Genomic DNA, 18,169 nt, shown 5'->3' with positions numbered 1-18,169 from the left:
GGCATAGGGTGGAAGACCGGCTGATCCTGATGGGCGTGATTGGCAAGCCGCATGGTGTGCGCGGGCAGGTGCGCGTGCACGCCTACGGGGAGGAGCCCGATCTTCTCTCCCAGCACGTGCTTGTGGACGCCAAGGGGCGGCATTTCGCGCTCGATTGGGCGCATGACAATGTCGCCTGGATCAGCACGGTCGAAGGGTCCACCCGGACCCGCATCACCGACCGTGACGTTGCCGCGCGCCTGACCAATGTCGAGCTGTTCCTGCCCCGCTCCGTTTTGCCGGAGACCGAGGAGGAGGAGTTCTACCTGGCCGATCTGATCGGGCTCAATGCCCAGGATGAGCAAGGCCAGGCTCTGGGCAAGATCGGCAATGTGCTGGATTACGGTGCCGGGGCGAGCCTGGAGCTGACCCCTGGCGGGCGGCTGATCCCCTTCACCCGGGCCTGCGTGCCGGTGGTGAAGCTGGCCGATGGCTATGTGGTGGTGAACCCGCCGCTGGAGATCGAGGCCAAGGCAGAGGAGCCCAGCGCATGAGCTGGCGCGCCGATGTGCTGACCCTGTTTCCTGCCATGTTCCCGGGCACGCTGGGCGAATCCCTCGCCGGGCGGGCGCTGGAGGACAGCAAATGGAGCCTGAAGGTCACGGATATCCGTGATTTCGGGCTGGGGCGCCATCGCGCGGTGGACGATACCCCGTTTGGCGGCGGTGCCGGCATGGTGCTGCGCCCGGACGTGGTGGATGCCGCCATCTCCAGCGTTGCGGATGACCGCAAACTGATTTTCTTCACCCCGCGCGGCGCGCCTCTCACCCAGGCGAAAGTGCAAGAGCTGGCGGACGGCCCAGGCGCGATCCTGGTCTGCGGCCGGTTCGAGGGGATCGACCAGCGCGTGATCGAGGCACGCGGGGGCGAGGAGATCAGCATCGGAGACTATGTGCTCTCCGGTGGCGAGCTGCCGGCTCTGGTGCTGCTGGATGCGGTGGTCCGCCTGCTGCCCGGCGTGATGGGACATGCGGAAAGCGGCACGGAAGAGAGCTTCTCCCTTCCGCTGCTGGAGTACCCGCATTTCACCCGCCCCGCCGAATGGGAAGGCCGCGCCGTGCCAGAGGTGCTCACCTCCGGCAACCATGCCGCCATCGCCAAATGGCGGCGGGCGCAATCCGTCGAAATCACCCAGGCACGCAGGCCTGACCTCTATGCCCAATTTGTTGCAACCGGTGCGCCAGCACCTTAAACACCCGTTTCGAGAAGGACCTAACCCATGAACATCATCCAGACCCTCGAGGCTGAGCAGATCGCGAAGCTGACCGAGACCAAGACCATCCCGACCTTCGCCCCCGGCGACACGCTGCGCGTGAACGTGACCGTGAAGGAAGGCGAGCGCTCCCGTATCCAGGCCTTCGAAGGCCTGTGCATCGCCCGCTCCAACCGTGGCCTGAACTCCTCCTTCACCGTCCGTAAGATCTCCTACGGCGAAGGCGTGGAGCGCGTGTTCCCGCTCTACGCGCCGGTGATCGCCGACATCACCGTCGTGCGCCGTGGCGATGTGCGCCGCGCCAAGCTCTACTATCTGCGCGGCCGCCGCGGTAAATCCGCCCGCATCGCCGAGAAGGCCCGCGAGGTCACCACGACCGAGGCCGCTCAGTAAGGAAGACGCAGGGGGCGTTGCCCCCTGCACCCCCACCAAGGGCCGGAAGGCCCTTGGAACCCACCCGGGTCTGGGAAAGGGAGGGCCCATCCACCATCTAGCGTGGAGAGGGCTTTTGCCGGCCCTCCCTTTCCCAGACCCGAATTGATGGGATCCTAAGGGCCTTTCGGCCCTTAGCGGGGGTCCAGGGGGCGGCGCCCCCTGGGCTTTCTTACTTGAGGAGGCCAACAACGATGCCGCGGACTTTGTTTGACAAGATTTGGGATGCCCATGTGGTGGATCGGCTGGAGGACGGCACGTGCGTTCTCTATATCGACCGCCATCTCGTCCATGAGGTGACCAGCCCGCAGGCATTTGAGGGGCTTCGTTTGGCGGGCCGCAAGGTTCGCCGGGTGGAGAACACCATCGCCGTCGTCGACCATAACGTGCCGACCAGCGCTGAGCGTCTGACCGAAGTGAACGAGCCGGAAAGCGCGCTGCAGATTGCGACGCTCGAGCAGAACGTCAAGGATTTCGGGGTCACCTATTTCCCGATGTCGGACGTGCGCCAGGGCATTGTGCATGTGATCGGGCCGGAGCAGGGCATTTCCCTGCCGGGCATGACGATTGTGTGCGGCGACAGCCACACCTCCACCCATGGCGCGCTGGGCGCGCTGGCCTTCGGCATCGGCACCTCCGAGGTTGAACATGTGCTGGCGACGCAGACTTTGCTGCAGAAGCCGGCGAAGAACATGCTGATCCGCGTCGATGGCAAGCTGCCGGAGGGCTGCTCGGGCAAGGACATCATGCTGGCGGTGATCGGCAAGATCGGCACTGGCGGCGGCACCGGCTATGTGATGGAGTTCGCGGGTGAGGCCATCCGTGCGCTGGACATGGCGGGGCGTTTGTCCATGTGCAACATGTCCATCGAGGGCGGCGCGCGCGCTGGCCTGGTGGCGCCGGATCAGGTGACCTTCGACTATATCAAGGGCCGGCCGTTTGCGCCGAAGGGCGCGGATTTCGACGCGGCTGTTGAATATTGGAAGACGCTGCCGAGCGATGAGGGCGCGCATTACGACAAGATCGTCGAGCTGCGCGCGGAGGACATCATCCCGCAAGTGACCTGGGGCACCAGCCCGGAGACGGTGATTCCCGTCACCGGCACGGTGCCGGACCCGGCGAATGAGCAGGATGCGGCCAAGCGCGCCCAGATGGAGCGGATGCTGAGCTATATGGGGCTGGAAGCCGGGCAGAAGATCGAAGGCACCAAAATCGACGTGGTGTTCATCGGCTCCTGCACCAATTCCCGCATCGAGGATCTGCGCGCCGCCGCCGCCGTGGCCAAGGGCCGCAAGGTGGCACAGGGCGTGCGAGTGCTGGTGGTGCCGGGCTCCGGCCTGGTGAAGAAGCAGGCCGAGGAAGAAGGTCTGGCGAAGATCTTCACCGAAGCCGGGTTTGAATGGCGCGAGGCCGGGTGCTCGATGTGCCTGGGCATGAACCCGGACAAGCTGACGCCGGGCCAGCGCTGCGCCTCCACCTCCAACCGCAATTTCGAGGGCCGCCAGGGGCCGGGCGGGCGCACCCATCTGCTCTCCCCCGCCATGGCCGCCGCCGCCGCCGTGACCGGCGTGATCACCGATGTCCGGGAGCTGATCTGATGGATAAGTTCACCACCCTCACCGCGATCGCCGCACCGCTCAACATCGATAATATCGATACGGATAAGATCATCCCGGCGCGCTTCCTGAAGACCATCAAGCGCACGGGCCTCGGCAAGAGCGTGTTCGCGGATATGCGCTACAATGCCGACGGCTCGGACAAGGCCGATTTCGTGCTCAACCAGGAGCCTTACCGCAAGGCGCAGATCCTGGTGGCGGGCGATAATTTCGGCTGCGGCTCCTCGCGCGAGCACGCCCCCTGGGCGCTGCTGGATTTCGGCATTCGCTGCATCATCGCGCCGAGCTTCGCGGACATTTTCTATAATAACAGCTTCAAGAACGGCATCCTGCCGATCGCGCTGCCGGAAGAGATCTGCGCGAAGCTGCGTGAGGACGCGGCGATGGGCGGCAATGCCCGGCTGACCGTGGATCTGGAGCGCCAAATGGTGGTGCGCCCGAATGGCGAGGAGATTCCCTTCCAGGTGGACCCGTTCCGCAAACATTGTCTGCTCGGCGGGCTCGACGATATCGGGCTGACGCTGGAACACGCGGCCGCCATCGATTCCTATGAGTCGAAAATCCCGGCCTGGACGCCGAAAATTCAGGGAGCTTAATCATGGTTGCCAATAAGAGTGTGCTGCTGATGCCGGGCGACGGCATCGGCCCCGAAGTGATGGCCCAGGCCAAGCGCGTGCTGGGCTGGCTGCAGGAGAGCAAGCGCGCCAGCTTCGCCATCACCGAGGAGCTGGTGGGTGGTGCGTCCATCGACGCGCATGGCGTGCCGCTGACCGATGCCGCGCTGGCCGCGGCCAAGGGCGTGGATGCGGTGCTGTTCGGCTCCGTCGGCGGGCCGAAATGGGACAAGGTGCCATTCGAGATCCGCCCGGAAGCCGGCTTGCTGAAGCTGCGCGCCGAGCTGCAGGTGTTCGCCAATCTGCGCCCGGCGAAAGTGTTCGACGCGCTGGTGGATGCCTCCTCGCTGAAGCCCGACCTGGTGCGCGGGCTGGACATCATGATCGTGCGGGAAGCCACCGGAGGCGTGTATTTCGGCGAGCCGCGCGGCATCGAGACGCTGCCGGATGGCACCCAGCGCGGCATCAATACCGAGGTGTACACCACCAAGGAAATCCAGCGCGTCGGCCGGGTGGCGTTTGAGCTCGCCCGCAAGCGCCAGAACCGCGTGTGCAGCGTGGAGAAGGCCAATGTGATGGAATCCGGCCTGCTCTGGCGCCAGGTGATGACCAAGCTGCAGCAGGACGAATTCCCGGATGTGACGCTGAGCCACATGTATGCGGATAATTGCGCGATGCAGCTGGCGAAGAACCCGAAGCAGTTCGATGTCATCGTCACCGGCAATCTGTTCGGGGATCTGCTCTCTGACCTGGCCGCCATGCTCACCGGCTCGCTGGGGCTGCTGCCCTCCGCGACTCTGGGTGCCAAGGATGTGAATGGCCGGCTGCCGGGCTTCTACGAGCCGATCCACGGCTCTGCGCCGGACATTGCCGGTCAGGCCAAGGCGAACCCGCTGGCGCAGGTGCTGAGCCTGGCGATGATGCTGCGCTACTCCTTTGACATGGACGAGGACGCCGCCGCCATTGAGGCCGCGGTGGAGCGTGTTCTGGCCAAGGCCGGCCGTACGCCTGACATCGCCGCTCCCGGCCGCGCTGTTCTTTCCACCGCGGAAATGGGGGATGCGCTGCTCGCAGAGCTGCAGGCGATTTAATTTTAAGGGTGGGGGTTGCCTGCGCAAGACGCTTCGGTTACACCCCGCCCACCGCGCGCTCGTAGCTCAGCTGGATAGAGCATCAGACTACGAATCTGAGGGTCAGGAGTTCGAATCTCTTCGAGCGCGCCAAGTAATTCCTTGAAATACAAGCGAAAGCGGGCCGGTCTTGGTGGACCGGCCCGCTTCTGTTTTGGGGCTTCCCACCACTATCCCCTCGTTGGTCGCGGAACGCCGCAGTTCGCCCGGTGGGAAGCGCGCGCGGCGCCGACATGCGCGCCGCCTTGTCCCCGCCGAACCGCCATGCGACCGTGCCGGCGAACGCGGGAGGGGCGCATGGAGAGCTGGGCGAAGCTGGTGCCGGAGCTTGTGGTCTCTGACCTGGAGGCGAGCCTGCGCTTCTGGCGCGACCTGATCGGCTTCTCCGTGGCGTACGATCGCCCAGAAGAAGGCTTCGCGTATCTGGACTTCGACGGCGCCCAAATCATGCTGGAGCAGCGCGATCCGGCGGAGCGTCAGTGGCTGACCGGACCGCTTGAGGCGCCGCTGGGCAGGGGCATCAATTTCCAGATCGAGGTGCCGGCGGTCCAGCCGATCCTGGACCGGCTCGCCGCGGCCGGCCGGTCGCTGTTCATGGCGCCCGAGGACGCTTGGTACCGCGCCGGCGAGGTCGAGGTCGGCCAGCGCCAGTTCCTGGTGATGGACCCGGACGGATACCTGCTCAGGCTGGCCGAGGACATCGGCGAGCGGCCCGCGGTCAGCCGCCCGGCCCCAGTGGACGGACGGCAGCCGATGTTCGATCGGCTGACACATGCGGACTGGAGCATGAGCGCGACCAAGCGTTGGTCCGCTTCCGCGAGGCGGCAAGATGACCGCTGGCTCGTGGAAGCCCCTAAGCCCGTCGGCGATGTTGCCGCCTTCGTCGAAGCCGCCTTCGCGGATGCCGCCCGCCACCGCGTCCTGCTCGGCTTCGACTTCCCCATCGGCGTGCCGATGGCATACGGCGCCCAGACCGAATTCCGCGGCTTCCGCGAGATGCTGCTCGCGCTGGGCGGCGGAGCCTGGAGCCGCTTTTCCGAGGTGGCCCGGCTGCCGGCGGAGATCGGTCTCACGCGACCTTTCTACCCGCTCACATCCTCCAAGGGCGTCTCGCGCGCGGAGCTGGTGGCGGGCCTGGGCGTGGCCAGCTTCGACGATCTGCTTCGGGTCTGCGAACGCCGGACCGAGCACCGCCAAGCGGCATGCTCCCTATTCTGGACCCTGGGCGGCAACCAGGTGGGCAAGGGCGCGCTCACCGGCTGGAGCGAGGTGATCCGGCCAGCTTTGCTGCGCGGCGCGAAGCTCTGGCCGTTCGACGGCACGCTGGAGGAGTTGGCGCACGCGCCCGGCGTCGTGCTCGCGGAGACCTACCCAGCCGAGGCCTACCGCATGGCCGGGGCGGGCTTTCTCCCGGGGCAGAGCAAACGGCGCCAGGCAGACCGGCGAGGCAAGGCCGAGCCTGTCGTGGCCTGGGCGGATCGCCATGGCGTTATCTTCACGGCCCAGGCTGCCGCAGAACTGGCCGACGGCTTCGGCTCCGGCGAGAGCGGCGAGGACAGGTTCGACGCTCTGCTGGGGCTTCTGGGTATGATCGAGGTTGTCGACGGACGCCAGCCGGAGAGAACGGAGCAACATGAAGTCACTGATGCCTGGGAAGGGTGGATACTCGGCCGGTAGACCCATTCCACCTTGCGCTCAGCCCGACGCCTGCTTGGGCAGAAGCCTGATTCGGTGGGCATCCAGCACCAGCGCCTGAACGGTTTCACCCTTCGAGAAATGCTGCTGGAACCATCGCGCGAAGTCTCGATTGCGCCCCACGATCCTCACATGGCCGCCCGGGTTAGCCCGCCGATCAATGCGCGAGATGACGGGATCGGTCCCGTCCCCGAACGACACCTCGACCGGCTCGCCATCTTCCCCCAGATGAGCGCTGGCCGCAGCACCCGGGTTGATGATCCCCTGATGGTAATAAGCCTCGCCCAGCACGATCTTGAACGCTGCGACGCCGGTTGTAGACGCTGATGGCGGCGGCGGTTGGAAGGCCGGAGCGAGTTGCTCTTCCGGCACCTGCTGCCGGACCTCGTCCAGTTCTTCGCGCTCGGCCTCCTCGGTGATGGCGCGTCCCCGCTCCCTGCCGTTCCACGGCGGGTCGAATGCCTCGATCAAGGCATCCTCAAGACCCGCGGCGAGGTTGATCTCGAAATCGCCATATCGGAGGTAGGAGATCGGGTTGAAGACGAAGATGCGGACCGACGCCCCCTGCTCCAGCAACTCCCGAATTTTGGAATTGCACCGCCGGTTGGTGCGCTGGCTCCTTCCCGGATTCTGATATCCGGCAAACCTGGCCCGGACCGTGCGCGCCGTCTTGCCGATGTACTTCACGTCATCGCCGTGGACGAAGGCATACAGGGAGTTCCGCTCGTCCATCAGCAGCCTATCGGCCTCTGGGCTTGTGCCGTCGAGATGGAAGTCCAGGCCGCCCCCGCGCGCCGCAAGCCCCCAGGCGCCGATGTCCCGGAAGCCCAGATTCAGGAGCGTCTCGGCGGTCTGTACCGTCATTTTTGCTTCCTCTTCCTTCCCGCCGGCAGCGAGGGCGGCGCGCCATCCTCAGGCCCGGGGTCGGCGAACAGCGCCGCGATCTCCACCCCCAGCGCCGCCGCGATCTTCTCCAGCACCGTCACCGTCGGGTTCTCCAGGCGCCGCTCGATCCGGCTCATGTACGTCCGGTCCACCCCGGCGTCGACCGCGAACGCCTCCTGCGACACCCCGCGCTCGACGCGAAGCCGCCTGATGTTCACCGCCACTCTCTCCCGCGCGTCCATGGTCGGGCGACCACATATTGCGAAGGCCTATTATTCCACGCATAATGGACCCATGATTGTGAAGATCGGGACAGGTTCGGGGTGGGGGCGCCGGTGCTACGGGCCGGCGTGACCCCGCCGGCCGCCCTGCTGGTCGGGATCACAACCCTCGGGGTGATGATTGGCCCTGATGCCCGCCAACAGGCTGCTCACGCTTTTGGGCCTGCGCCGATGGCGGCTGGCCGCGCTGTTCATCCCCCTGGTCGGGCCGTTCGTCTTCATGTGGCTGGTAGCGTTCCCCAGCTCCCGTGAACGAAACGATCCTACTCGCGGTCGCTCTTGGCAATAAACGGGGTGACGGTGAGCTGGGGAACAGATTGTATCGACCACGAATTCGAGTTAAGTTTGCAACATCAACGATTCGGGTATTTGACCGTAGGGAGCGAGTCGCTGCCAAAATGTATATTTGCGCCGCGACTTTGGATGATATTTTGCAGGAGCTTTATCCGGCCCTGATTAATAAAGGATTGCCCGTAAAAGCCTCGCGTGGGGACAATAACGAGCTAATCGGTGTGCTGCTAGAGTTAGAAACTCCACGCGCTCGGCTAAGCAGAACGGAGACACGCGGGCGACCGTTCAGTGCGCTCGGGGAGTTCCTTTGGTATCTCACTGAGGAAAATCGTTTAGATTTTATCGTGCCTTATATCCCGGCTTACGCAGATGATAGCGACGATGGCCTGACGGTACACGGTGGTTATGGCCCCAGGATTTTTCGTCAACGTGGGCATGACCAGCTGGATAACGCAATTACTCAACTCACGTCGTCCCCCACCTCTAGGCGCGCAGTTATCCAGATTCTCGATGCAGAAGATACTGCCAAACGATACAAGGAGATTCCCTGCACAACGACACTCCAATTCCTGCTTAGGGAGGGAAGATTGCATCTCATAGCCACGATGAGATCCAATGATGCCTATTTGGGGCTCCCACATGACGTGTTTTGTTTTACGATGCTCCAGGAAATGGTCGCTCGCATTCTAAATGTTGACTTAGGAACCTATCGGCACTTTGCTGCTAGCATGCATTTATATGCGAAAGACCTGAGCGCGACCCGACAGTATCTCGGCGAGGGTTTTCAGCGAAGCATCGAAATGCCGCCAATGCCTGAAGGCGACCCAAGGCCTTCCATTCGGAGCTTATTCGATGCAGAGCGGAAAGTTCGAACAAAGCGGCCGTTAAGTGCCGGACAGTTAGGTCTTGCCCCATACTGGGCAGATTTGGTCCGGCTGCTACAAATTCATTTTGCGCAAGGAAACGAAGCCAAACTCAATGAATTGCAAGCTGACCTTGCCCATCCGAGTTATCGGATATTTGTAGAAGGGCAACGCAGGAAAAAGGCGACGCGGATTGTTGAACCTGCGCAAGGCGCTCTTCCCCTATGACCAATCCGATTTGGCTTTTAAAGTGGCCGTCGCGGGCTCATGCAGCGACTCGCTTGAATGCAGGTCTTCTTTCGTTCGCAAAATCCCAGGTAGCTTTGCCAGGTATTGAGCAACACGCGGCTCGAGAAACGCTGGTTATGCAGATGATCGCCAGCACCCGAAGGCTTGAATACACGGATATTCTTCTCAAACGGCCAATTGATCCAGTTCGCGCCGATCCTCGGTCGAATCTATTCGACCCCGAGCGAGCGGCTATCCTCCACATGAGAGCAGGTCAAATAGACGAAGCTATTTGGTTAATTTTTCTGGCCACCCATTTTGGGAAGCACCCACGCCATGGTTGGGAAATGGCACGGGATGTGTATTCGGCTTTGGGAGGGCAACCTTGGACGTGGCAACGGGTTAGCGGCGCCCCAAAGGTTTTCAGGGAGTGGCTTATTAAACATAGCAACGCCATCGGCGGGAGCTTTGGCAACCATCGAAAATACGAAAGTATCAATGGTGACCGACCGACCGGAACTGGCGCAGCTGTTGAATCTTACGTGAGCTGGATTGGCCCAGCACACTCCCACAAACAGCGTTTCGCCGACTTGGTTCGCAACGGCGGCAACGATCCAAACACCGTTTTTGAGCATTTCTACCAGCGTATGGCGGTTACACGCTTTGGACGCTTGGGAAAATTCGATTTTCTGTGCATGCTTGGTCGTCTTGGATTAGCCCCCATTGCGCCGGGCCGTGCTTATCTGAAGGGTGCCACAGGCCCGTTGCGTGGTGCAAGGCTACTCTTTAGCGGTGACCCCGACGCGTTATTACCAGCGCCCCTTCTGGAAGATCGTTTAAACGAGCTCGATCTTAACTTGCAGGTTGGCATGCAGGTCATGGAGGATTCTCTTTGCAATTGGCAAAAAAGTCCGACCGAGTTCGTCCACTTCAAAGGCTAACACCCAGGTTCACAAGCTTCAAGACAGAGCTGCGCTAATGTCTTCCCACGTGTAGCGACGCTTCAGAAAATTAAGATGGGCCGGACCGAGTAGCCTCTGGTGCTGCATCTGGCCCACCACAATGCCGGGTGAAATACCCAACGATGCGGCAAAACGCATAACGCTCTGTCGCTGCCCGTTTAGCATTGTCATCTCCTCATGCCGTTCTAACGGAACTAGCGTCGTAGCTGCAAAATTGTTAGCCTCACGTTCTCTCTCATCTGATCCTGTTCCATCATCCAGGTCAACGAACGTGGTCTCACCACGGTGTAGTAATAAATGGCCTAATTCGTGAAAGAAAGTGAACCAGAAATGGTCCTCTGACAGATGCCGAAAGCTTAGCACAACCATCGCTTGGCTGGACGATACAATACGAGTTGCGCCACTAGCACGACAACCCTTTGGCGCCTTGAGGATAACCACAGCTAGGCCAACCTCAGCGCAGATTGACTTGAGTCTGGGAAGAAACTTGGATGGCTCACGAAGGAGTGTGAGTTTTCGTAAACGGCCGATGTTTGCCTTCAATGCATCCGGGTTCCATTTCGCGCAATCCATCATTGACGCCTCGATCTCGGCTTGGCGCAACCATGCTGATAAGGGGCCGAGATTCGATTCAAACGACGGCGAAGTTCGGAAAGCGAAATCAGTACTGACCGCCGCGTAGCGGTGGCGCCATTCCTCCGGATTGACCACGCCGAAGTAGGCCAGGCATGTACGAAGAGTCTGGCCACGCTCGGAGATTGGCTCGATCCAACCTGACGATGTCATTCCACTTAGTGGAAGCTGCTTCAACCACTCCTGTGCCGTTTTGGCCGGCACCGCATCAGCGGCTTTTGATAAGCACCTATCGTAGGTAGCCTGCCGCTTGCGCCAGAAGTGGGATGTCCCACCAATCGTATCCGCGAGCTTGCTTGCCAACGCTTCGTCGATCGGAGCGGAACCAGCCAAAATATTGCGGATTATAGCAAGGCCGCAACCCAGCCGACTCCCCAAATCAGCGGCGGAAAGCCCCTGCTGCACCATTAGCGCATGTATTGTATCCCCAGGACGAGAAAACCAGTCAGGCTCGAAGGTTCCTTCAGTCATTCTTTACCTCCGATCATCTCAATTCGTAGTCTCTTTACCCTGGGCCAGTCCGCGGCACCAGATTCAGCCAATCTGGGCTTTGCATGCCCATCGACCAGCTCCATGCATCCGCCTCCCATGAGGCTCAAAGACCACCGATGCTTGGACAGTTCGATCAGGTTGCTTCCACATAGGGCCCGAAATTCGTCAGCATTTTCACAAGCGTCGATATCTGCCAATCTTCGAGCCAAGTCCAGCGCCACTTCATCGCCCAATTGAGCAATGGCATGCGCACGACGCTCACAGGCTTGCTTGATTTGGGCAGTTTTAAACGTAAACTCCAAGCGCCTTAATCTCTACCATACCCTGTTCAACACAAATTTAAACTTCTGAAACGATTCAGTGCCAGCATTATCGGCATTCACAGTCCGATTTTCACTTATCCGACACTTTGGGCACCCTGCTCTCTGGCAGGCCGGTCCTGGCGCCCGAAAACAAACTGCCAAGCCGCATCCACTTTCGCATTCCACAGTTCCTCAGGGTAAGGCTCAGCAGGAAGTGCGTTCAGAACTTCCTTGATTGTCCACTCCACATCACTGCGCGTTTGCTGGCGGCGATGCCACTCGAACACGGCAACCTTGTCATGAAGCCGGACCAGTAGTTCACGGGCAACCTTCTTGACCTCCGCATCCTGCGCCTTGGTCAACTTCGGCTCCGGCCGCGTGAGCAGATCGTAAATTGCCAACTCGTCCTCGGTGAGGTCCTCACGGGCGGCCCGACCCTGCTCCTCGTCGAGGCTGCGGATGAACGCCTTCAGCTTCTCAAATGTCTCCTCCACGCTGGCCGTGGCGGAGTTGTAGGCGTCGATCAGCATTTCCAGCTTCTCGATCAAATCCACGCGCGAGGGGTTTTGCGCGGCCATCTTCTCCACGGTCTCGGTGGCCTTGGTGCGCAACTGGTCCACCGTCGTGCGCGGCCCCTTCGCGAATGCCTCCGCCAACTTCTCGAAGTCGATGGCGGACAGGTCGGTCAACCCTTTCGTGTCGCCTCCCTCCCGCACCGGGGCGGCAATTCCCACGCCCAGGATATTCTCGTCCAGCAGCGCCTCCACCTGCGCGGCCAGGGCAGAAATGTCTGCCGGGCCGAGCTGGTTGCGGATCGCTTGCGCCACCACAACCAGCGCCGCCACGCGTTTCAGGAATGGCGCTGCCCTATCATCGGGTAACACAGCCCGGTAGGCGCGTGTGGCGGCATCGGCTCGCCGCAGGAAGCCGCGCCGGACATCATCGGGGGCGATCAGTGCTTCCTGTGCTTTGCCAATCCGCATGGCGCGCTGGAGCTTGTCGGCATCGAGGATTCCCGCGGTATCGACGCCATAAATCCTGCTGTAACTCTCGGCCTCGGCGAGCGCTTCCTCCAGAAGTTCGATCAGGGCCGCCTTGTCCCGGATGGGCTTGGCGTCGCCCTTTGGTGCGCCGTAAATCGCCAGCGCGTCCTGAAGGTTTGCGAACACGCCCACGTAATCCACAATCGTGCCGGCCTGCTTGCCCGGCGCGTTGCGGTTGGCCCGCGCGATGGTCTGCATGAGTGTGTGGTTCTTCATCGGCTTGTCGAGGTAGACGGTGCTGCATGTCGGCACATCGAAGCCGGTGATCCACATGGCGCAGACGAACACCAGGCGCAGGGAGTTCTTGGGGTCTTTGAAGCGCCCCTCAAGATCATCCTCCACCATGCGCTTGCGGTGCGGGGTAATGTCTAGGCCTTTGGCCTTCAGCTCTTCGATCTCGCCTTGGCTTTGGCTGACCACCACCGCCATGTCCGTCTCGCGCATCCAGGCGAGTTTTTCCGCCAGCGCCTCGCGCGCCTGCTCCGGCGCCTTGGCCAGCAACGCCTCCTGCTCGGCGATCAAGCCTTGCCACGCCGCCTGGGTTTTCAGGCACATCCGCACGGCGGTGGCCTTGTCGATCGCCACGAACATGCCCTTCCCGCGGTAGCCCCGGCTCGCAAAATGCCGGGCGAGGTCGCCGGCGATTTTGTCCAGCCGGTCCTCGCGGGTGATGAGATGGTACTGCCGGGCAAACTGCGTCTGGACCTGTTTCTCCTGCTCCGGGCTCAGCTCCGCCTCATCCAGCAGCGCCTGCAGCTCGTCGCGCAGATCCTCCTTGGCCAGTTGCAGCTCGGGCTGCCGCCCCTCGTAGAAGAGCGGCACCGTGGCGCCATCGGCCACCGACTGCGCAAAATTGTAGATGGAGACGTAATCCCCAAATACCTCACGGGTGCGCTCCTCGCCGGCCATCAATGGCGTGCCGGTGAAACCCAAGAAGGCGGCGTTGGGCAGGGCGCGGCGCATATTGGCGGCGAGCTGAGCGTATTGGCTGCGGTGCGCCTCGTCAGTAATGACAATCACGTCCGATCGTTCCGACAGCACCGGCATCAGCTCGCCACGCTCGGTGCCGAATTTCTGGATCAGGGTGAACAGGTAGCGCTGTTGCCCCGCCAGCTTCTCCCGCAGATCGGTGCCGCTTTGCGCCTGGCAGTCGCGCGCCTTCAGTGCCCCGAAGGCACCGATGGAGGCGAAGGTCGCGGCAATCTGGTCGTCCAGCTCGGTGCGGTCTGTCACCACCACGAAGGACCAGTTATTGCCCAGCGTGCGCAGCACTTTCTCGGCGAAGAAGGCCATGGACAGGCTCTTGCCGCTGCCCTGGGTGTGCCAGAACACGCCGAGGCGCCCCTGGTTCTCCCGCACCTGTTTTACGGCCTCGATGGCGCGGTTGACGCCCAGCACTTGGTGATACTTGCCAACCACCTTACGCTGGCCGCCGACCACTTCCTGGAAGATGATGAAATTCTCGACGATGTCCAGAAACCGATCCGGCGCGCAGGTACCGCGCAGCAGCGTCTCCAGCCCGGCTTTTTCCTCCTCATCCTCATCGGCCACTTTTTTCCACGGCGCGTAATCCTCAAGCGCTGCGTGGCTGGGGCCGAGCACCGCCTCGTGCCCATTGGACAGCACCACGAAGGCGTTAGCGTCGAACAAGCGCGGGATGGTGTCGCGGTAGTCCTTGATGTTTTTGTCGTAGGCCTCGGAGAGTTTTACATGCGCCGCCTTCAGCTCTATCAGCAGCAGCGGGATGCCGTTGACATAGCCCACAAGGTCCGGCCGGCGGACATAGAGGTCGCTATGTACCCAGAGCTGGGACGCCAGGAAAAAATCGTTTTTGCTCCGGTCCCGCCAGTCGATCAGCCAGACCCGCTCATCCTTCGGCGGGCCATCTGGCTGATTGATGGCGACTGGCACGCCGTCCCGCAGCAGCCGGGCCAATTCGCGGTTGGCGGCCACCGGCAGCATGGCGGAGCGGTCCTGCGTCAGCGTGTCGATGGCATCTTGCAGCGCCTGGTCCGGCAGATCGGGGTTGATCGCCCGCAGGGCCGCCGCCAGCCGGGCGGGGAGGAAAGGCGTTTTGAACGAAAGCCGCCCGGTGGGGTTTTTGGGGCCGGGCTGTTCGTGCAGCAAATTGGCGGTGGACCAGCCGAGTTCACCCATCAGCTCAATCGCCGGATTTTCCACCAGGGCTGCCTCGGTGGACAGGGTGGAGACCAGCGACATGAGAGGGTCCTTCGGCACCATCAGGCGGCGGCTTCCAGTTCCCGTTCGGCGGTGGCGACGGAGAGCTCGCCGGAGATCAGGCGCGGGAGGAGAAGGTCGCGGGAGGCAGCGAGACCGTTATTTATCTTGGACAGTGTACTTGCTTGCATCAGCATCGCACTCACGCGTTGCTGATATTGTTCCATGAGTTCCGCCGGCGGGATGATGATATTTAGGCGCAACGCTCCGGCCCGGTTCAAGCCTGGCACCGCTGCGTCGCTATTCAAGAAAGTCATTCGTTTGAGCGCCTGATAGACGAAACGGAGCGGCGCGTGGGTTTCCACATAAAATACGGTGTCGATTGGATAACACGCTGTATCACTCCAGATCACGGAGCCAACATTTCCCTTTCTTCCGACAATGATTGCTGGTCCTTCGACCAAAGATTCATTGTGAGTACCAACTACACCGCTCGACCCTATGACCGGAAACTCACCGGCAACACGCGTGTCCGCCTTCAGAGCTTTCCCGTACGCCAACGTAAGCAAATCGCCGAGAACGCCACACCTCCAACCGTTTGGTGCCTTTCCGAGCATCGTCTCAACGACTTCGTGGCCTTCGTGGCCGGGGAAGCGGAAGTTGACGAACCATTCGTCGAATAGGCGCCGGGCCATCTCCTCCAGCACCGCGATGCGCCGCCGGTTCACCTCGATCAGGTCGTCGTAGAGCCTTAGGACACTAACGACTCGACGCTGGCTGGTGAGATCCGGGCACACGACAGGTATGCGCTTCAGATCGCTACCTTTGATGCCCTTTATGTTCGTGCCGGTTACGATCGATCGAATTCGATCCCGACCTTGCGGCGATCTGAACCAGTAATAGAAAAACAGCGGGTCACACCGATCTTGGCGTAAGCGCGTGCGAATGATGGACGATTCAAATGTCGTGGGTTCAGAAACATTGAGTGCGATGGCGCATTTTCCCGCTCCTTTTTCGACAAGCGAGCGCCGCCCGAAGAGTAAATCACCATTTTGAAGGCCAGAGATCGTCAACTCTTTCGGAGACATTTCTAGCCGTGACATGTCCTGTGGTCCGACAAAGTCGTAGTTAAAAATTTCTCCCATATTGACTATTTTTGCACCGCGACCATGCGCGTCTTTCGGTTTGTAAACGCCGTTTCTTGAAGGCTCGGCATACAGCTCCTCGAACGGTACAACTGGCCACCTCATGCCATAATTTCCAATGTATCTAACTCAGACTGAGTGGCGAGTAACTTCGCTACGTTCTCGGCGATTCGCGTCTGCAAGACTGCTGCCTCAGCATTCAACCCCTCCAGCTCTTCCTGCAACGCCTCCAGCTTCACCCGAAATTCTTCGTCCTCCACCACCTCGCCCGGTGCCACGCCCACATAGCGCCCTGGGTTGAGGCTCCAATCTTGCGCCGCGATGTCAGCGCGCGTGGCCACCCGGCAGAGGCCCGGCACGTCGCGGTATGTGCCCGCTGGGAACGCTTCCGCCATACGGATGGCGCTACCGGCGGCATCCTCGGTGGGTTCGCCGCGCCAGAGGCGGACGATGTTGGCTAAAAACTCGGTCTGGTCGGGATCGAACACGCGATGCGCGCGCGTGACTTGGCGGAACAAGTGGCGGGCATCGAGGAACAGCACCTGATCCGCGCGCGGCCCCTTCGCCTTGCCGCGGTCGAGGAACCACAAGGTCACCGGCAGGGTAACGGTGTAAAACATGTTTGGACCTACGGCGATGATGCAGTCCACCGCGCCGGTCTCGATCAGGCGGCGGCGGATGTCCCGCTCGCTGCCTCCGGCATCGCTGGCGCTGTTGGCCATCACGAAGCCGGCCCGGCCGGTCTCGTTCAGGGCGGCGTAGAAAAGATTGATCCAGAGCGTGTTGGCGTTGTTCACCGTGGGCAGGCCCAGCGGGTAGCGCGGGTCCACCTGGCCGGTGGCGGTGACGAGGCGGGAGCGGTCCACCTCGCTCTGGTTGAAGGGCGGATTGGCCATCACGAAATCGAACCGGCCCAGCAGCTTATGCGGGTCGTCGTAGTAGCTGTTGGTGTTGCCACCGCCCTTGATGTCACCTGAGAGGCCGTGCACGGCGAGGTTCAGGCGACACAGGCGGATGGTGTCGTCCATCTTCTCGACGCCATAGATCGCCAGCTCCTTGTCCGGCGCCTTGTGGTGGCGGCGGACAAATTCGGCCGAGTGCACGAACATGCCGCCGGAGCCGCAGGCGGGGTCGAGGATGGCACCGTGGAAGGGCTCGATAACCTCCACGATCAGCTTCACGATTGAGGCCGGGGTAAAATACTCGCCACCCTTCTGCATGAAGGCCGAGGCGAATTCGCCCATGAAGTATTCAAAAATCAGGCCGTAAGCGTCGCCCTCCACATCCAGCGGGGCGAGCAGGCGCAACAGGTCGGCCAGCACGGTGTTGGGCAGGGCGGCGTAACCGCGTGGCAGCACGCCGCCCAGCTCGGGGTTCGCTTCCACGATGGCATCCATGGCCGCCGTCAGCTCGGCGCCGAGGTTGGCGTTGCCGGGTAGGGCCAGCAGGCGGGAGAAACGGGCGACCTCGGGCACGAACATGGCGCCGCGGGCCTGGTAGGCGGCAGGGGTGGGTTTCAGGCGGCCGGTGAAGGTCGGCTTCAGCTCGGCGTCGACCTGCAGAAATTTGGCCTCCATCTGCCGCAGGGCAATGAGGGCGAGGACGGGCTGGGCATATTGATCCGGGCGCAGGCCCGTATTGGTCCAGAGGGTCTCGGCGGCCTTGAACAGGCGCTTCGCAACATCTTGAAAGTCGGCAGCCATTGGATTCCGGTACTGGTTGTAGTCGTTGTGACAGTATCACGGGGGGATGTCGGGTCTAGAGGCGGAAGACGGGGCAGCACCGGCAGCCCGGGAATTCCCAGAGGAAAAAGAGAGAGCCCCCCCCCCCCAGGCGGCTCTCTCCCATAATTTATGCTACGGCGGGATACTGCCCGCGAGCCACGTCCACATGGCACAAACGCCGGCGGCGGTGAGGACGAGGTCGAGCTGGGGCGCCAGGCGCAGCTCGACCTCGGCGCCCAGCAGCGCCATCACCACCGGCAGAGTGAGGATGATTTTCACTACCGTCGGCAGGCGGTTCCACAAGCCGCGCCTTCTGACCTCTGGGGCAGGCCTTTGCCCATGGTCCGGTGGCTTAATCCCGCCGGTCACGATCTGGTTCTTCTCGTTCCGCATGGTGGTTCCT

17 protein-coding genes and 1 tRNA gene are annotated in these 18,169 nt (G+C 61.9%); 10 read left to right on the top strand and 8 right to left on the bottom strand.

Features of this window, described 5'->3' with window-relative positions; all coding sequences use genetic code 11:
- The first annotated feature begins 8 nt into the window (after positions 1–8).
- From rimM to ACZ46S_RS15375, 8 genes are all read left to right on the top strand, one after another.
- A complete protein-coding gene (gene rimM, locus ACZ46S_RS15410; protein WP_464062473.1) occupies positions 9–533 on the top strand; it encodes a ribosome maturation factor RimM in 525 nt (174 codons plus the stop codon).
- Positions 530–1,231 (top strand): tRNA (guanosine(37)-N1)-methyltransferase TrmD, encoded by a 702-nt coding sequence (gene trmD / locus ACZ46S_RS15405; protein WP_464062472.1) that lies wholly within the window; start codon positions 530–532, stop codon positions 1,229–1,231. Before rimM ends, trmD begins: the two co-directional genes overlap by 4 nt.
- Positions 1,232–1,258: 27 nt before the next feature.
- On the top strand, positions 1,259–1,645 hold the full coding sequence (gene rplS / locus ACZ46S_RS15400; RefSeq protein WP_295743630.1) for a 50S ribosomal protein L19: 387 nt from the start codon (positions 1,259–1,261) through the stop codon (positions 1,643–1,645).
- Between the two features lie 233 nt (positions 1,646–1,878).
- Entirely contained in the window at positions 1,879–3,282 is a 1,404-nt protein-coding gene (gene leuC / locus ACZ46S_RS15395; protein WP_464062471.1) for a 3-isopropylmalate dehydratase large subunit, read from the top strand.
- Positions 3,282–3,896: a 3-isopropylmalate dehydratase small subunit gene (leuD, locus tag ACZ46S_RS15390; RefSeq protein ID WP_295743637.1), complete on the top strand. Its 615-nt coding sequence runs from the start codon at positions 3,282–3,284 to the stop codon at positions 3,894–3,896. Before leuC ends, leuD begins: the two co-directional genes overlap by 1 nt.
- Before the next feature lie 2 nt (positions 3,897–3,898).
- On the top strand, positions 3,899–5,005 hold the full coding sequence (leuB, locus tag ACZ46S_RS15385) for a 3-isopropylmalate dehydrogenase (RefSeq protein ID WP_464062470.1): 1,107 nt from the start codon (positions 3,899–3,901) through the stop codon (positions 5,003–5,005).
- A gap of 55 nt (positions 5,006–5,060) precedes the next feature.
- Positions 5,061–5,137: transfer RNA gene (locus ACZ46S_RS15380), tRNA-Arg, on the top strand.
- Between the two features lie 204 nt (positions 5,138–5,341).
- On the top strand, positions 5,342–6,721 hold the full coding sequence (locus tag ACZ46S_RS15375) for a bleomycin resistance protein (protein ID WP_464062469.1): 1,380 nt from the start codon (positions 5,342–5,344) through the stop codon (positions 6,719–6,721).
- Positions 6,722–6,739: 18 nt separating this feature from the next.
- Here the strand turns inward: ACZ46S_RS15375 and ACZ46S_RS15370 are convergent, their stop codons facing one another.
- Positions 6,740–7,603 (bottom strand): GIY-YIG nuclease family protein, encoded by an 864-nt coding sequence (locus ACZ46S_RS15370; protein ID WP_464062468.1) that lies wholly within the window; start codon positions 7,601–7,603, stop codon positions 6,740–6,742.
- Positions 7,600–7,866 (bottom strand): helix-turn-helix domain-containing protein, encoded by a 267-nt coding sequence (locus ACZ46S_RS15365; protein ID WP_464062467.1) that lies wholly within the window; start codon positions 7,864–7,866, stop codon positions 7,600–7,602. Before ACZ46S_RS15365 ends, ACZ46S_RS15370 begins: the two co-directional genes overlap by 4 nt.
- Before the next feature lie 287 nt (positions 7,867–8,153).
- On the opposite strand from ACZ46S_RS15365, the gene ACZ46S_RS15360 reads away from it, so the two are divergent.
- Both ACZ46S_RS15360 and ACZ46S_RS15355 read left to right on the top strand, forming a co-directional pair.
- On the top strand, positions 8,154–9,287 hold the full coding sequence (locus ACZ46S_RS15360) for a thymidylate synthase (protein ID WP_464062466.1): 1,134 nt from the start codon (positions 8,154–8,156) through the stop codon (positions 9,285–9,287).
- A complete protein-coding gene (locus ACZ46S_RS15355) occupies positions 9,284–10,228 on the top strand; it encodes an alpha-glutamyl/putrescinyl thymine pyrophosphorylase clade 3 protein (protein WP_464062465.1) in 945 nt (314 codons plus the stop codon). The genes ACZ46S_RS15360 and ACZ46S_RS15355 overlap by 4 nt, the downstream gene beginning before the upstream one ends.
- Positions 10,229–10,246: 18 nt before the next feature.
- Here the strand turns inward: ACZ46S_RS15355 and ACZ46S_RS15350 are convergent, their stop codons facing one another.
- The 6 genes from ACZ46S_RS15350 to ACZ46S_RS15325 form a co-directional block, all read right to left on the bottom strand.
- Positions 10,247–11,353, bottom strand: a complete 1,107-nt coding sequence (locus ACZ46S_RS15350; protein ID WP_464062464.1) for an ImmA/IrrE family metallo-endopeptidase — start codon at positions 11,351–11,353, stop codon at positions 10,247–10,249.
- Positions 11,350–11,676, bottom strand: a complete 327-nt coding sequence (locus ACZ46S_RS15345; protein WP_464062463.1) for a hypothetical protein — start codon at positions 11,674–11,676, stop codon at positions 11,350–11,352. Before ACZ46S_RS15345 ends, ACZ46S_RS15350 begins: the two co-directional genes overlap by 4 nt.
- A gap of 95 nt (positions 11,677–11,771) precedes the next feature.
- The gene (locus tag ACZ46S_RS15340; protein WP_464062462.1) at positions 11,772–14,939 is read right to left on the bottom strand and encodes a type I restriction endonuclease subunit R; all 3,168 of its coding nucleotides are present in this window, start codon (positions 14,937–14,939) and stop codon (positions 11,772–11,774) included.
- A 20-nt stretch (positions 14,940–14,959) separates the two neighbouring features.
- Positions 14,960–16,147, bottom strand: a complete 1,188-nt coding sequence (locus ACZ46S_RS15335; protein WP_464062461.1) for a restriction endonuclease subunit S — start codon at positions 16,145–16,147, stop codon at positions 14,960–14,962.
- Positions 16,144–17,745 (bottom strand): class I SAM-dependent DNA methyltransferase, encoded by a 1,602-nt coding sequence (locus tag ACZ46S_RS15330; RefSeq protein WP_464062460.1) that lies wholly within the window; start codon positions 17,743–17,745, stop codon positions 16,144–16,146. The genes ACZ46S_RS15335 and ACZ46S_RS15330 overlap by 4 nt, the downstream gene beginning before the upstream one ends.
- A 153-nt stretch (positions 17,746–17,898) precedes the next feature.
- Positions 17,899–18,159, bottom strand: a complete 261-nt coding sequence (locus ACZ46S_RS15325) for a hypothetical protein (RefSeq protein WP_464062459.1) — start codon at positions 18,157–18,159, stop codon at positions 17,899–17,901.
- Positions 18,160–18,169 lie beyond the last annotated feature (10 nt).

This window comes from Acidocella aluminiidurans (genome assembly GCF_055383125.1).
Note: the sequence above shows the minus strand (reverse complement) of the source record. Positions and strands in the feature narration are given on the sequence as shown.

Bases quoted from the DNA above. Each gene is read 5' to 3' on its own strand.
- trmD (WP_464062472.1), top strand. From the start codon at position 530: ATGAGCTGGCGCGCCGATGTGCTGACCCTGTTTCCTGCCATGTTCCCG.
- rplS (WP_295743630.1), top strand. From the start codon at position 1,259: ATGAACATCATCCAGACCCTCGAGGCTGAGCAGATCGCGAAGCTGACC.
- leuC (WP_464062471.1), top strand. From the start codon at position 1,879: ATGCCGCGGACTTTGTTTGACAAGATTTGGGATGCCCATGTGGTGGAT.
- leuD (WP_295743637.1), top strand. From the start codon at position 3,282: ATGGATAAGTTCACCACCCTCACCGCGATCGCCGCACCGCTCAACATC.
- leuB (WP_464062470.1), top strand. From the start codon at position 3,899: ATGGTTGCCAATAAGAGTGTGCTGCTGATGCCGGGCGACGGCATCGGC.
- ACZ46S_RS15375 (WP_464062469.1), top strand. From the start codon at position 5,342: ATGGAGAGCTGGGCGAAGCTGGTGCCGGAGCTTGTGGTCTCTGACCTG.
- ACZ46S_RS15370 (WP_464062468.1), bottom strand. From the start codon at position 7,603: ATGACGGTACAGACCGCCGAGACGCTCCTGAATCTGGGCTTCCGGGAC.
- ACZ46S_RS15365 (WP_464062467.1), bottom strand. From the start codon at position 7,866: ATGGACGCGCGGGAGAGAGTGGCGGTGAACATCAGGCGGCTTCGCGTC.
- ACZ46S_RS15355 (WP_464062465.1), top strand. From the start codon at position 9,284: ATGACCAATCCGATTTGGCTTTTAAAGTGGCCGTCGCGGGCTCATGCA.
- ACZ46S_RS15350 (WP_464062464.1), bottom strand. From the start codon at position 11,353: ATGACTGAAGGAACCTTCGAGCCTGACTGGTTTTCTCGTCCTGGGGAT.
- ACZ46S_RS15340 (WP_464062462.1), bottom strand. From the start codon at position 14,939: ATGTCGCTGGTCTCCACCCTGTCCACCGAGGCAGCCCTGGTGGAAAAT.
- ACZ46S_RS15335 (WP_464062461.1), bottom strand. From the start codon at position 16,147: ATGAGGTGGCCAGTTGTACCGTTCGAGGAGCTGTATGCCGAGCCTTCA.
- ACZ46S_RS15330 (WP_464062460.1), bottom strand. From the start codon at position 17,745: ATGGCTGCCGACTTTCAAGATGTTGCGAAGCGCCTGTTCAAGGCCGCC.
- ACZ46S_RS15325 (WP_464062459.1), bottom strand. From the start codon at position 18,159: ATGCGGAACGAGAAGAACCAGATCGTGACCGGCGGGATTAAGCCACCG.